Annotated in this window: 11 protein-coding genes; 6 read left to right on the top strand and 5 right to left on the bottom strand. The window is 64.2% G+C overall.

Going from position 1 to position 13,792, the window contains the following annotated elements; genetic code table 11:
- The first annotated feature begins 148 nt into the window (after positions 1–148).
- A complete protein-coding gene (locus sphsw_RS08260) occupies positions 149–616 on the top strand; it encodes a hypothetical protein (RefSeq protein WP_042466851.1) in 468 nt (155 codons plus the stop codon).
- Between the two features lie 80 nt (positions 617–696).
- Positions 697–927, top strand: coding sequence for a DUF4170 domain-containing protein (locus sphsw_RS08255; protein WP_031440187.1), 231 nt, complete (start codon positions 697–699; stop codon positions 925–927).
- A gap of 301 nt (positions 928–1,228) precedes the next feature.
- Here sphsw_RS08255 and sphsw_RS08250 read toward each other — a convergent pair whose 3' ends face one another.
- The 5 genes from sphsw_RS08250 to carA form a co-directional block, all read right to left on the bottom strand.
- On the bottom strand, positions 1,229–1,879 hold the full coding sequence (locus tag sphsw_RS08250) for a rhomboid family intramembrane serine protease (protein WP_031440186.1): 651 nt from the start codon (positions 1,877–1,879) through the stop codon (positions 1,229–1,231).
- 5 nt (positions 1,880–1,884) lie between these two features.
- The gene (gene greA, locus sphsw_RS08245; RefSeq protein WP_031394601.1) at positions 1,885–2,361 is read right to left on the bottom strand and encodes a transcription elongation factor GreA; all 477 of its coding nucleotides are present in this window, start codon (positions 2,359–2,361) and stop codon (positions 1,885–1,887) included.
- Between the two features lie 73 nt (positions 2,362–2,434).
- The gene (carB, locus tag sphsw_RS08240; protein WP_031440185.1) at positions 2,435–5,767 is read right to left on the bottom strand and encodes a carbamoyl-phosphate synthase large subunit; all 3,333 of its coding nucleotides are present in this window, start codon (positions 5,765–5,767) and stop codon (positions 2,435–2,437) included.
- The gene (locus sphsw_RS08235) at positions 5,768–6,016 is read right to left on the bottom strand and encodes a hypothetical protein (protein WP_031440184.1); all 249 of its coding nucleotides are present in this window, start codon (positions 6,014–6,016) and stop codon (positions 5,768–5,770) included.
- Positions 6,013–7,278: a glutamine-hydrolyzing carbamoyl-phosphate synthase small subunit gene (carA, locus tag sphsw_RS08230; protein WP_031440183.1), complete on the bottom strand. Its 1,266-nt coding sequence runs from the start codon at positions 7,276–7,278 to the stop codon at positions 6,013–6,015. Before carA ends, sphsw_RS08235 begins: the two co-directional genes overlap by 4 nt.
- 140 nt (positions 7,279–7,418) lie before the next feature.
- Between carA and sphsw_RS08225 the strand changes: the two genes are divergently transcribed.
- The 4 genes from sphsw_RS08225 to sphsw_RS20360 all read left to right on the top strand — a co-directional run.
- A complete protein-coding gene (locus sphsw_RS08225) occupies positions 7,419–7,871 on the top strand; it encodes a GatB/YqeY domain-containing protein (protein ID WP_031440182.1) in 453 nt (150 codons plus the stop codon).
- 239 nt (positions 7,872–8,110) lie between these two features.
- Positions 8,111–9,973 carry a DNA primase gene (gene dnaG, locus sphsw_RS08220; protein ID WP_031440181.1) on the top strand — a complete coding sequence of 621 codons (1,863 nt, stop codon included), beginning with the start codon at positions 8,111–8,113 and terminating at the stop codon, positions 9,971–9,973.
- Complete coding sequence (gene rpoD / locus sphsw_RS08215) at positions 9,973–12,000, top strand: RNA polymerase sigma factor RpoD (RefSeq protein ID WP_031440180.1); 2,028 nt, start codon at positions 9,973–9,975, stop codon at positions 11,998–12,000. Before dnaG ends, rpoD begins: the two co-directional genes overlap by 1 nt.
- 1,553 nt (positions 12,001–13,553) lie before the next feature.
- On the top strand, positions 13,554–13,792 hold a 239-nt coding region (locus sphsw_RS20360), incomplete at its 3' end, for a pseudouridine synthase (RefSeq protein ID WP_042466849.1).

The following is a 13,792-nucleotide window of genomic DNA, read 5'->3' as shown; positions in this document are numbered from 1 at the left end:
CCCGCCGCGGGCGCTGCGGCTGTGGCGGGACTGTTTCTCGCCCGTCACCGTATCGTCGGACTGTTTCGCCGCGGGCGCTGATCGCGCCCCAACCATATTGTCCCGGCCGCGTCCCGATGGCGCCGCCGGAAATCAGAAGGACCGTCCCATGACCGACGCCCACACCAAGATCGAAAACGCCGAACATCGTCTGCGCGAGGGTCTCGACACCGTCCGCGACACCGCCGCCAAGGTCTATCACGACGCCGGCGACAAGGCCGCCGAGGCGCTCGACGCGTCGAAGGAGACCGCACGTCGTACCGTCAACAGCCTCGAATCCAACCCGCTCGGCATTCTCGTCGGCGGCCTGGTCGTCGGTGCGCTCGCCGGTGTGCTGATCCCGCGCTCGGCGCGTGAGAAGTCGCTGCTCGCGCCGCTCGGCAAGCGTCTCGGCGAGACCGCGATCGCCGCCACCGCCGCCGCCAAGGCGGCCGGCCAGTCGGAGCTCGGCGAGCTCGGCCTTACCAAGGACAATGCCCGTGGCCAGGCCAAGGGTCTCGTCGAGGGGATCGTCAAGGCGCTGACCACCGCGGGTACCGCAGGTGCGAAGGCCGTTTCGCAAAAGACCCCCGGCTAAAGGACCGGTCCGCAAAGGGTTCAAAGCGCGGGTCGAACACGCTAGGGCGTCTGCAACCCCCATTCCAAGGACAGCAGCGCATGAGCAAGCTTCATCTCGTATTCGGCGGCCGCGTCAGCGACCCGCGCACCCTGGATTTCAACGACCTCAGCAAGATCGAATTCGTCGGCGTGTTCCCCGACTATGCCAGCGCCGAAAAGGCCTGGCGTGCTGCGGCGCAGCGCACGGTCGACGATGCCGAGATGAAGTTCGTCGTCGTGCATCTCCACCGCATGCTCGAACCGAACCTGACGACGAACCCGACGGCGTAACACGCCGCGCGGCGACGAGGCGGCCCGGACCGCGGTCGGCACCCGGTGCCCGACCGCCCACCGCCTCTACTCGCTATAGCTGGCAAAAGACGGTCACCCACCTCCCGTCATCCCGACAAAAATCGGGACCCAGAGCCGCAGACGCCATCCGGCGTCACCTGCCTACCGGCTCATCCCCACCCCCGTCATCCTGACGAAAGTCAGGATCCAGAGCCACAGGCGACACGTTCCGTAAATCTGGGTCCTGACGTTCGTCAGGATGACGGAAGAATTTTGGACCGCTAAACCAGCATCCGGCCCCTCAGGCCGTCCGGTACCGCCACAGCAACAACGGCCGCGCGAGCACCAGCCCCGCCAGAAACCCGCCGATATGCGCGCCGACCGCGATCGAGCCATTGGCCCCGACCGAAGCGCCGAACCCCGCGACCCCCATCATCAGCTGAATGCCGATCCACGCCGCGGCCAGCCATAGCACGTGCACGACCCCCGCCGGCACCGGCCCGATCGCGCGCGCGCGTCGCTCGCCATAGAGCAGCGCATAGGCACCCACGACCGCCGAGATCGCGCCGCTGGCGCCGACCATCGGCGCGATCGATCGCGGATCGAGCACCCATTGCCCGGCCGCCGCGAAATACGCGCCGACGATGTAGAGGACGACGATCTGCGCGGTACCGATCGCCCGCTCGACGAACTGGCCGCAATAGACCAGCATGACGAGGTTGAGCGCGAGATGCGCCCAGCCGCCATGGAGCAGCGCCGCGGTCAGCGGCGTCGCCCAGGCGGGGATCGCAAAGTCGTGACCGCCCGCCATGCCCAGCTCAGTCAGCCGGAGCGGGATGAAGCCCGCATTCACCACCCAATAGGGCAGCGCGCCGGTTACCAGCAAAAGCCCCGAGATCACGACCGTCACGATCGTGATGATCGCCGTCGCCCGCGTCTCGAAAAATGTCATGATGCCTAGATGAACTCGATCTTGGAGACGACGTAATAGCGCTCGCCCGCGGGCACCGTGACCTCGACCTCTTCGTCGAGCTTGCGCCCGATCAGCCCGCGGCCCAGCGGCGAGTTGTACGAGATCCGGCCGGTCTTGGCGTTCGCCTCGGTCTGGCCGACGATCTGGTACTTCACCGGCTTGTCGTTCTCGTCGAGCAGCGTGACGGTCGCGCCGAACACGACCTTGTCGCCCGAAAGCTCCTTGGGGTCGATGATCTGCGCGCGGCTCAGCTTGTCCTCAATGTCCGAGATCGATGCCTCGACCTGGCCCTGACGCTCCTTGGCGGCGTGATATTCGGCGTTCTCCGACAGGTCGCCATGCGCCCGCGCTTCCTCGATCGCATCGACGATCGTCGGGCGTTCGGCCTTGAGGCGCTTCAGATCCGCCGACAGCGTCTCATAGCCCTCTTGCAGCATTGGCATCTTTTCGACGGTCGCCATATCTCGTCCCCAATTCATTACCCAACGCAAGCCGTTACGCGGCCCGCTCACACATCACGCTCTCATGTCGGGATCAGTTGTGCGACTGCGAATAATAGGATTGCAAGGGCCGTACTTCAAGGCTGTGCGTCGAAAGCTTCGCGATCGCCTTGGCCGCCTCGAGCGAGGCGGGGGCGGTCGTGAAGTAGGGAATCCGCTGGCCGAGCGCGGACGCACGGATCGGTTGCGAGTCCTTCAGGCTCTGCCACCCTTCGGTCGTGTTGAAGATCAGCGCGATGTCGCCGTCCTTGATCCGGTCGACGATATGCGGCCGCCCCTGCGCGACCTTGTTGACCGTTTCCACCGGCAGGCCGGCGCGGGCGAGATGCTCCGCGGTACCCCCCGTCGCGACGATCGAGAAGCCGGTGTCGACCAGCGCCTTGACCGCCTCGACGATCATCGCCTTGTCGCTGTCCTTCACGCTGACGAAGACGCTCCCCTTGGTCGGCAGGATCGTCCCCGCCCCCAGCTGCGCCTTGGCGAAGGCAATCGTGAAATCGGGATCGATTCCCATGACTTCGCCGGTCGACTTCATTTCGGGTGACAGCACGGGATCGACGCCGGGGAACTTGTTGAAGGGGAACACCGCCTCCTTCACCGCATAATAATCGATATGCCGGTCGATCTTGGGCAGGTCCTTCAGCTGCTCGCCCGCCATCACGCGCGCCGCGATCTTGGCGATCGGCGCACCGATCGCCTTGGCGACGAACGGCACGGTCCGCGACGCGCGTGGGTTCACCTCGATGAGGTAGACCAGCCCGTCCTTGACCGCGAACTGGATGTTCATCAGCCCGACCACCGACAGCGCATGCGCGAGCGCGATCGTCTGCCGCTCGATCTCGGCGACGATCTCCGCCGACAGCGAATAAGGCGGGATCGAACAGGCGCTGTCGCCCGAATGGACGCCCGCCTCCTCGATATGCTGCAACACGCCCGCGACGACGACATCGGTCCCGTCGCAGATCGCGTCGACATCGACCTCGATCGCATCGCGCAGATACTGGTCGATCAGCACCGGCGAGTCACCCGACACCTGCACCGCGGTCGCGATGTAGTGCTCGAGCTGCCCCAGCGTGTCGACGATCTCCATCGCCCGCCCGCCGAGCACATAGCTCGGCCGCATCAGCACCGGATAGCCGATCCGCTCGGCCGCCGCGACCGCCTCGTCGCGGCTGCGCGCAAGGCCATTGGCAGGCTGCAGCAGCCCCAGCTTGGTGATCAGCGCCGCGAACCGCTCGCGGTCCTCCGCCAGATCGATCGCGTCGGGCGTCGTCCCCAGGATCGGAATCCCGGCGGCTTCGAGCGCACGCGCGAGGTTCAGCGGGGTCTGCCCGCCGAACTGCACGATCACGCCGACCAGCTCGCCCTTCGACGCCTCGACATGCAGGATCTCGAGCACGTCCTCGGCGGTCAACGGCTCGAAATACAGCCGGTCGCTGGTGTCGTAATCGGTCGACACGGTCTCCGGGTTGCAGTTGACCATGATCGTCTCATAGCCCGCATCGGCGAGCGCGAAGCACGCATGGCAGCAGCAATAATCGAACTCGATCCCCTGCCCGATCCGGTTCGGCCCGCCGCCGAGGATGACGATCTTTTTCCGGTCGGTCGGCGCGGACTCGTTCTCGGGCTCGCCAAAGCTCGGCGCCTCGTAGGTCGAATACATATACGGCGTCTTGGCGTCGAATTCGGCCGCGCAGGTGTCGATCCGCTTGAACACCGGCCGCACACCGAGCTTCAGGCGATGCTGGCGCACCTCCTCCTCGGTCACGCCGCCGGTCATCGCCTTGACGACCTCGTGGATCAGCCCCGACCCGCGCGCGATCCCGCGGTTCATGCCGCGCAGATTGGCGGATTGCAGCGCGAGCCAGGCGAGCCTTTTGTCGCTGAACCCCATGCTCTTCAGACGCCGCATCCCCGTCGCGTCGATCGGCAGCCCGTCCTTCATCACCTCGGCCTCGGCCGCGATGATCTCGGCGATCCGCTCGAGGAACCACGGATCGTACTTCGCGATCGCGTGCACCTCGGCGACGGTGAAGCCCTCGCGCAACGCCTGTGCGGCGACCAGCAGCCGGTCGGGGGTCGCGACGGCCAGTGCCGCCTCGATCTCCGCGCGCGGCGCGCCAACCAGATGATCGACCTGGTTGAACCCACTCAGCCCCGTCTCGAGCCCGCGCAACGCCTTCTGCATCGATTCATGGATGTTGCGACCGATCGCCATCACCTCGCCGACCGACTTCATCGCGGTGCCGAGCGTGCTCGACGCGCCCTTGAACTTCTCGAATGCGAAGCGCGGGATCTTGGTGACGACATAGTCGATCGTCGGCTCGAAGCTCGCGGGCGTCGCGCCGGTGATGTCGTTCTCGATCTCGTCGAGCGTGTAGCCGACCGCGAGCTTGGCCGCGACCTTGGCGATCGGGAAGCCCGTCGCCTTCGACGCCAGCGCCGACGAGCGCGACACGCGCGGGTTCATCTCGATGACGACGAGCCGGCCGTCCTTCGGATTTACTGCGAACTGGACGTTCGAACCGCCTGTTTCGACACCGATTTCCCGCAGCACCGCGATCGATGCGTTGCGCATGATCTGGTATTCCTTGTCGGTCAGCGTCAACGCCGGCGCGACCGTGATCGAGTCGCCGGTATGGACGCCCATCGGATCGACATTCTCGATCGAGCAGATGATGATCGCGTTGTCCTTGCGGTCGCGCACCACCTCCATCTCGTACTCTTTCCAGCCGAGCAGCGATTCCTCGATCAGCACCTCGGTGGTCGGCGACAGGTCGAGCCCGTTGCGGACGATCGCGATGAACTCCTCACGATTATACGCGATGCCGCCGCCCGAGCCGCCCATCGTGAAGCTCGGCCGGATAATCGACGGAAGCCCCGTCTTTTCAAGCCCTTCCAGCGCTTCCTCGACAGTATGTGCGATCGCCGAGCGCGCGCTTTCCAGCCCGATCCGGTCCATCGCGTCGCGGAACTTCAGCCGGTCCTCCGCCATGTCGATCGCATCGGCATCCGCGCCGATCATCGTCACGCCGAATTTCTCGAGCGTGCCGTCATGGAACAACGCGAGCGCGGTGTTGAGCGCGGTCTGCCCGCCCATCGTCGGCAGGATCGCGTCAGGCCGTTCCTTCTCGATGATCTTGGCGACGATCGCGGGCGTGATCGGCTCGACATAGGTCGCGTCGGCCAGCTCGGGATCGGTCATGATCGTCGCGGGGTTCGAATTGACGAGGACGATCCGGTAACCCTCCTCCTTCAACGCCTTGATCGCCTGCGTGCCCGAATAATCGAACTCGCACGCCTGGCCGATGACGATGGGTCCTGCGCCGATGACGAGGATCGAGGTGATGTCGGTGCGTTTTGGCATTTACTTCGATTCCGTTGGCGGCTCGGAAATATACCCGAGCATGATGCGGCGGTCTGCATTCCTAGAAAGGTAACATCTGCCCGCTTTGGTGAGCTTGCCGACCGGGCCGGCTTTCACCAATGCGCGCGTTGTATGATAGCTTTCGAGTGAGATCTGACACGTCTGGGCGATTTGTTCATCGCTCTGTCCCTTCTGCGCGCAAGCCGACTGGCTGACGACCAGGCTCGCAAGGAACAGCAGCAGCTTCATAGCATTCCCACAAACCGCTCGAACAGATACAGACTGTCCTGCGGCCCTGGGCTCGCTTCCGGATGATACTGCACCGAGAAGGCCGGCTTGTCGGTCAGCTCGAGCCCCGCATTCGACCCGTCGAACAGCGACACGTGAGTCTCGCGAACGTTGGCCGGCAGGCTGTCGCGCTCGACCGAGAAGCCGTGGTTCATGCTGGTGATCTCGACCGCGCCGTCAGACAGGCGCTTGACCGGATGGTTGGCGCCGCGGTGGCCCTGGAACATCTTGGTCGTGGTCGCGCCGACCGCGAGGCCGAGCAGCTGATGGCCCAGACAGATGCCGAACAGCGGCTTGCCCGTCTCGAGCAGCTGGCGGATCACCGGCACGGCATATTCGCCGGTCGCGGCGGGATCGCCGGGGCCGTTCGACAGAAAGATGCCGTCGGGGGCGAGCGCCATCACCTCGTCATAGGTCGCGGTGGCGGGCACGACGGACACCTTAGCCCCCGCCGCGACGAGGTTGCGGAAGATGTTGCGCTTCGACCCGTAATCGATCGCGACGACATGCGGGCGGGCCGCGCTCGCGACGGGGGCATCGCCTTCGCCCGGCGCGAACGGTTGGGGCGACGCATCCCCTTCCCCGTTCGTGCTGAGCGCAGTCGAAGCACCGCTCTCCCCATAGCCAAACCCCAGCCGCCACGTGCCGCCCGGCGCCTGATCCCCCCAGCCATAATGCATCTCGGTCGACACGCCCTTGGCGAGGTCCATGCCCTCGAGGCCCGGCCAGCCCCGCGCCATCGCCAGCAGCGCGGCGACGTCGAATTCGCCGCTCGCCGAATGCGCGATCACGCCGTTGGGCGCGCCGCCGACGCGGATCCGCCGCGTCAGCGCGCGCGTGTCGATCCCCGACAGGCCGATCCGCGCATGCCGCTTCATCCAGCCGTCGAGGCCCTCGACCGCGCGAAAACTCGACGGCCCGGTCACATCCTCGCGGACGATGATGCCCAGCGCGTGTGGGTCGTCCGCCTCGATATCGTCGGGGTTCGCGCCGACATTGCCGATATGCGGAAAGGTGAAGCAGATCATCTGCCCGGCAAAGGACGGATCGGTCAGCACCTCCTGGTATCCGGTCATCGCGGTGTGGAAGCACACCTCGCCGACCGCCTCGCCCTCGGCGCCGAACCCGCGCCCCCAGATCACGTCGCCATTGGCAAGCACGAGCACGCCGGTCGCGCCGGCGGGCTTTGCCGAAGACATGGGTGTAGGCTGGGCGTCGGCCATCAGGCTGGGCACTCTCTTTACGTTGACGATGTCGCTAAGTGGTGTCCGCTAAGGCCGGCTTGCCGCAGCGTCAATCTGTTAAACCTTGGCTCGACGCGCTATCGCGTCCGGCTATCCCGAACCGCCTGAAAGACCCGTATATGATTCGCGACGACATCAAGGCCGCGCAGCTCACCGCGATGAAGGCCGGCGACAAGGAGAGCCGCAACGCCATCTCGTTGATCCAGGCCGCAATCAAGAACCGCGACATCGAGGCGCGGACCGGCAAGGCGCCCGAAAGCGACGACGCGCTGGTGATCGAAGTGCTCCAGAAGATGGTGAAGCAGCGCCGCGAGTCGATCGAAATGTTTTCGAACGGCGGCCGCCAAGAACTCGCCGACGCCGAGGCCGCGGAGGTCGCGGTGATCGAACGATTCCTGCCCGCGCAGATGAACGAGGCGGAGACGACGGCCGCGATCCTCAAGATCAAGGACGAACTCGGCGCGACCGGCATGAAGGACATGGGCCGCGTCATGGCCGAACTGAAGGCGCGCCACGCGAGCGAGCTGGACATGAGCAAGGCGAGTGGCCTGGTGAAGGCGGCGCTGTCTTAAGAAGATTTTGTTCGCGCGGAGGCGCGGAGGCGCGGAGGGGGTTGCGCTCGGGGCTTCTGCTGCGCGTCAGCGCAAGTATTGCTCTTATCTGCCGCTGCGCGGCGATAGTGGTGCGCACCCGCTCCCGGCGGACGCACCCCCTCCGCGCCTCCGCGCCTCCGCGCGAACAAGCCCTGCTTCTTCTCCTCTTCGGATTGCAGGTATCACCCCAACAGTGATACCGAGCTATACTCGCGCGCATGGCCCTGACCCCGCAATTTCTGGACGAGCTACGCGGCCGCACGTCGCTGTCGGCGCTGATCGGCAAGACCACCAAGCTCACCAAGGCCGGGCGCGAGCACAAGGGCTGCTGCCCGTTCCATAACGAGAAGACGCCCAGCTTCTACGTCAACGACGACAAGGGCTTCTACCACTGCTTCGGCTGCTCCGCGCATGGCGACGCGATCAAGTGGATGACCGACCAGCGCGGCCTGCCGTTCATGGACGCGGTCAAGGAGCTCGCCCAGGCCGCCGGGCTCGACATGCCCGCGATGGACCGCCAGTCCGCCGCCAAGGCCGAACGCGCCAAGGGCCTGCACGAGGTCATGTCCGACGCCGCCGACTGGTTCGTCGAGCAATTGAACGGCCTCGCGGGCAACGACGCGCGCGCCCTCCTCGACCGCCGCGGCATCACGCCCGAGACCGCCCGCGCCTTCGGCATGGGGTTCGCGCCCGACAGCCGCGGCAAGCTGAAAGCCGCGCTCAAGACCTACGGCGATCCGATGCTCGTCGAATCGGGCATGCTGATCAGCGTCGACGGCAAGGACCCGTATGACCGGTTCCGCGGTCGGCTGATGATCCCGATCCGCGACCCCCGCGGCCGGACGATCGCGTTCGGCGGGCGCGTGCTCGACGGCGGCGAGCCCAAATATCTCAACTCCCCCGACACCCCGCTCTTCGACAAGGGCCGCACGCTCTACAATCTCGACCGCGCCGCCCCCGCGTCGCGCAAGTCCGGCCGCGTCCTCGTCGTCGAGGGCTATATGGACGTCATCGCGCTCGCCCAGGCCGGCTTTGGCGAAGCGGTCGCCCCGCTCGGCACCGCGCTCACCGAGGCACAGCTCGAACGGCTGTGGCGGATGGTCGACGTCCCCCTCCTCTGCTTCGACGGCGACTCTGCCGGCCAGAAGGCAGCCCTGCGCGCCGCACACCGCGCGCTCCCCCTGCTCGCCCCCGGCCGCAGCCTCGCCTTCGTCACGCTCCCGCAAGGCCAGGACCCCGACGATCTCGTCCGCGCGGGCGGCCCCGGCGCGTTCGAGGCGCTGCTGAAAACCCCCGAACCGCTCGTCGACCGCCTCTGGGCGTCCGAAGTCGCCGCTGAGGCCCTCGACACCCCCGAACAGCGCGCCGGCCTCAAGCGCCGTCTCCACGAGCTTGCCGAAGGGATCGCCGATCCGTCGGTGAAGCAGGAATATCAGTCCGAGTTCAAGGACCGCTTCTACAAGCATTTCAAACCCGTCCGCGCGCCCTTCGTCCCCCGCGGCGAACGCCCCAAGGGCGGGTGGAAGCCCCCCTCCGCGCCGGTCACCGAGGACGCAAAGGCCTTCCTCGCCACGGGAATCGACCGCGTGCTGGCAAAAGCCGTGCTCGCCGGGCTGATCCGCCATCCGGTCGAGATCGCCCGCCACATGGAGGTGCTGGGCCCGCTGCAACTCATCGACGGCGCGCTCGGCCGGCTGTTCGAGGCGGTCGTCGATGTTGCACTTGAGGACCAGAAGCTTGATAGCGGCCGCTTGCTCACCATATTGGCGAGGTCCGGTTTCAATTCAGTCGCGAGTGACCTGTTGCGAGCCGATACGATGCCCTACTCGTTCACGCAGACCACGGCCGATCCCGCCCGCGTCCGCGCCGACCTAGACGAGGCGATCGCGATCATGGTCGCGCGTCCCGAGGTCGATGCGGCGCTCAAACAGGCGACCGCGGCGATGCAGACGCACTTCACCGAAGATGCGTTCGAACGACAAGTGGCAATGGTAAGAGAGAAACAGGCGTTGGAAGTCCGACTTGCAAATCTTGTACAGTCGAACGAAGACGCCCGAGCGTTGGGTACCGAGGGCGATTGATGGCTAAGGCGAACATGGCGGAACCCGCCGAGACGAACGACACCGGCGATGCGCCACTGATCGACATGAACGATGCGTCGATCAAGAAGGTCATCGCGCGCGCCAAGAAGCGTGGCTACATCACCTATGATCAGCTCAACGAGGCCTTGCCGCAGGGCGAGATGTCGTCCGACCAGATCGAGGACATCAGCGCCGCGCTGAGCGAGATGGGCATCAACATCGTCGACAACGACGAAGCCGGCGAGGAAGGCGAAGCCGAGCCCGCCAAGGACGACGACGACGAGCCCGAGGCCGCCGACGCCGAGGCCGACACAGGCCCCGCGATCGAGAAGAAGAAGGAGACCGTCGATCGCACCGACGATCCGGTCCGCATGTATCTTCGCGAGATGGGCGCGGTCGAGCTGCTCAGCCGCGAGGGCGAGATCGCGATCGCCAAGCGGATCGAGGCGGGTCGCGACACGATGATCCTGGGTCTGTGCGAATCGCCGATCACCTTCAACGCGATCATCGACTGGTCGACCGCGCTCAACGAGGGCACGATGCAGCTGCGCGAGATCATGGATCTCGACGCGATGCTGTCGAAGGACCCCGCGCCTGAGGCGATGGCCGAGGACGGCGAGGCCGACGACGGCGAGATCAGCGAGAAGAACGCCGGCCCCTCGTTCAAGGAAGAGGCCGAGCCCGAAGAGCCGTCCGCCGACGAGGACGAGGATGGCGAGCGCCGCGCCCCGCGCGCGTCCGACGACGAGGAGGAGGACAACACCCTCAGCCTCGCGCAGATGGAGGAACAGCTCAAGCCGATCGCGCTCGAGCGCTTCGCCAACATCACCGCGCTCTACAAGAAGTTCAGCAAGATCCAGCAGAGCCGCGTCGACGCGATGGGCATCGGCGGCGATTTCTCGGCCGCCGACGAGCGCAAGTATCAGAAGCTGCGCGAGGAGCTGACCGCCGAGGTCGAGAGCGTCCAGTTCCACAACGCCAAGATCGAATATCTCGTCGATCAGCTCTATGCCTATAACCGCCGCCTGACCGCGCTGGGCGGCCAGATGCTGCGCCTCGCCGAGCGCCACAAGGTGCCGCGCAAGGACTTCCTCGATCGCTATATCGGTCACGAGATCGACGAGAACTGGCTGGCGACGGTCAACAAGGTCGACAAGAAGTGGACCGCGTTCGTCGCCAACGAGAGCGAGGCGGTCGAGCGCATCCGCGCCGAGATCGCTGACATCACGCAGCAGACCGGCATGGCGCTCACCGAGTTCCGCCGGATCGTCAACATGGTCCAGAAGGGCGAGCGCGAGGCGCGTATCGCCAAGAAGGAAATGGTCGAGGCGAACCTGCGTCTCGTGATCTCGATCGCCAAGAAATACACGAACCGCGGGCTTCAGTTCCTGGATCTCATCCAGGAGGGCAATATCGGCCTGATGAAGGCGGTCGACAAGTTCGAGTATCGCCGCGGCTACAAGTTCAGCACCTATGCGACCTGGTGGATCCGCCAGGCGATCACCCGCTCGATCGCCGACCAGGCCCGCACGATCCGCATCCCGGTCCACATGATCGAGACGATCAACAAGCTGGTCCGCACCAGCCGCCAGTTCCTCCACGAGCAGGGCCGCGAGCCCACGCCCGAGGAAATGGCCGAGCGCCTCTCCATGCCGCTCGAGAAGGTCCGCAAGGTGATGAAGATCGCCAAGGAGCCGATCAGCCTCGAAACGCCAATCGGCGACGAGGAGGATTCGCATCTCGGCGACTTCATCGAGGACAAGAACGCGATCATCCCCGTCGATGCCGCGATCCAGGCGAACCTCAAGGAAACCGTGACGCGCGTGCTGGCGAGCCTCACCCCGCGTGAGGAACGCGTGCTGCGCATGCGCTTCGGCATCGGCATGAACACCGACCACACGCTCGAGGAAGTCGGCCAGCAGTTCAGCGTGACCCGCGAGCGCATCCGCCAGATCGAGGCAAAGGCACTGCGCAAGCTCAAGCATCCGAGCCGCAGCCGGAAAATGCGGAGCTTCCTCGACCAGTAAGGGTTGCGGAATTTCTGATCGAACGAACGGGCCGCGGTGGAAACACCGCGGCCCTTTTCGTTATCGTACCGGCGTCAATGCGAGAAAGCACTGGCCCCCATATCCCCCGAACAACGACGAGCCGGCGTTCGCAAGACACCATGCCCTCCCCTGTTCTCCCGCGAAGGCGGGAGCCCAGTCTGAATCCCCGCCTTCGCGGGGAAACAAGTCTTATGTGTCCGAAAGGGATGGCCGCCGAGAGCATCCGCGCTAGGTTGCGTGAGCGTAACGCCACCCTCGGCCCGCCGGCGCTGCTCACAGTCTCGCTAGGTTGTTCTGGACAGTTCCGATAGCGGATCGTTCGCTAACTGTGACACGTCATGCAGGAATGGAGAAATTACGGGCGATAACGCAAGTCACTCTAGCCGTATCATAATCGCCTGGGGCTGGGGCCGCGCATACGGAGTAAAGTTCGCTCACTCCTGTCTGAACTACCCTCTCGCAAATCTCTATCAATTTTTCTCCGTGGGCAGATTAGGCCTGCCCACCCTTTGCTTAACCGTTGTCGATGAAACAGGCTTTTTTGCCTGCGGAGCAACCTGATGAGGCGACCTACCCCTCGGAGCAGGTACAGTAAACTTTACCTTGCAGTCATCAGATATGAGGGCCCGTGAATTATCAGGCATTATAGCTAAAAATTTACCAGACATTTGCCTTAAGACTACCGCTCGAGAGCATGCTGTATGGCTATTCTTAGCCTCTTTATATGTCCTAAAACGATCCGCCTGCCCGTGCCCGGCGCCTATGCAAAAAAGAGCAATGAGAAAGTTACTAAGAATGGATCCTGCTTCATAAGTCCAGTTGCTGACCCCACGCTTTTCGCAGAATAACATCCACAAAAGAGTTCCCGGCAATAGAATGCCCACCCATAACAGCCGATATGAGAACTGGTCGTCGTTCCACAGCCTCCAGAGTATTATGGTTGAACAGACGGCAAATGCTGAGATCGCTGTTCCCATTACGACCCGCCGAAATGTACGGAAGTGAGAAATTCCCTTAACTCTCTGGTCTTCAGGTAGCGCGTTGATTTTGTCGATCGTATAGGGGTTAGGATAACTCAACCGCGCCAAAGTCAGCAAAAGTGGTATGATGAGGGATAGGACGTATACCGGAACCATATCGTTAATAGACACGGATACGAGATCAGCAGCGGACGCATGCACTACGAGATCCGCGCCAAATCCTAAACAGTAGCTATACAGCTAAAACGCCGACCCGAGAATATGTGCAATCGGAATGGCAACAAGAGTGTGACTTAGGCGCTCGTTACTGGTCATCGCAACTTGATAGCAAGATCACCTTCAATCCGCTATCCGTTTCGTCACGTTCTCCTACCGCAAGGCCATTGCATCATCTGGTCTAAACGGCTAACGCAACGGTCACGACGCCAAAATAGATACCTTTATTTATCAATAGTTAGCGGATTTGCCGTGCTTACCCTCGGCTGCACCGATAGCGCCCTGTCGCATCGCATCTGCAGTCAAAACCACCCCAGAATACGTCAAAGCCCCGCCATGCCCCGCCTGATCCTCTTCAACAAACCCTACGACGTCCTCAGCCAGTTCACGGACGCGAAGTCGCCGACGCCGCGCGCGACGCTGTCGCAGTTCGTCGAGGTGCCCGGCGTCTATCCGGCGGGGCGGCTGGATCGCGACAGCGAGGGGCTGTTGCTGCTGACCGACGACGGTCGCCTCCAGGCGCGGATCGCGGACCCGAAGTTCAAGCTGGCCAAGACCTATCTCGTGCAGGTCGA

Origin of the sequence: Sphingomonas sp. FUKUSWIS1 (assembly GCF_000733135.1) — a bacterium.
GTDB classification, from domain to species: domain Bacteria; phylum Pseudomonadota; class Alphaproteobacteria; order Sphingomonadales; family Sphingomonadaceae; genus Sphingomonas; species Sphingomonas aerolata.
This window is presented reverse-complemented; position numbering and strand designations above follow the sequence as displayed.

Bases quoted from the DNA above. Each gene is read 5' to 3' on its own strand.
- sphsw_RS08260 (WP_042466851.1), top strand. From the start codon at position 149: ATGACCGACGCCCACACCAAGATCGAAAACGCCGAACATCGTCTGCGC.
- sphsw_RS08235 (WP_031440184.1), bottom strand. From the start codon at position 6,016: ATGAAGCTGCTGCTGTTCCTTGCGAGCCTGGTCGTCAGCCAGTCGGCT.
- carA (WP_031440183.1), bottom strand. From the start codon at position 7,278: ATGGCCGACGCCCAGCCTACACCCATGTCTTCGGCAAAGCCCGCCGGC.
- sphsw_RS08225 (WP_031440182.1), top strand. From the start codon at position 7,419: ATGATTCGCGACGACATCAAGGCCGCGCAGCTCACCGCGATGAAGGCC.
- rpoD (WP_031440180.1), top strand. From the start codon at position 9,973: ATGGCTAAGGCGAACATGGCGGAACCCGCCGAGACGAACGACACCGGC.
- carB (WP_031440185.1), bottom strand. From the start codon at position 5,767: ATGCCAAAACGCACCGACATCACCTCGATCCTCGTCATCGGCGCAGGA.
- sphsw_RS08250 (WP_031440186.1), bottom strand. From the start codon at position 1,879: ATGACATTTTTCGAGACGCGGGCGACGGCGATCATCACGATCGTGACG.
- sphsw_RS08255 (WP_031440187.1), top strand. From the start codon at position 697: ATGAGCAAGCTTCATCTCGTATTCGGCGGCCGCGTCAGCGACCCGCGC.
- dnaG (WP_031440181.1), top strand. From the start codon at position 8,111: ATGGCCCTGACCCCGCAATTTCTGGACGAGCTACGCGGCCGCACGTCG.
- greA (WP_031394601.1), bottom strand. From the start codon at position 2,361: ATGGCGACCGTCGAAAAGATGCCAATGCTGCAAGAGGGCTATGAGACG.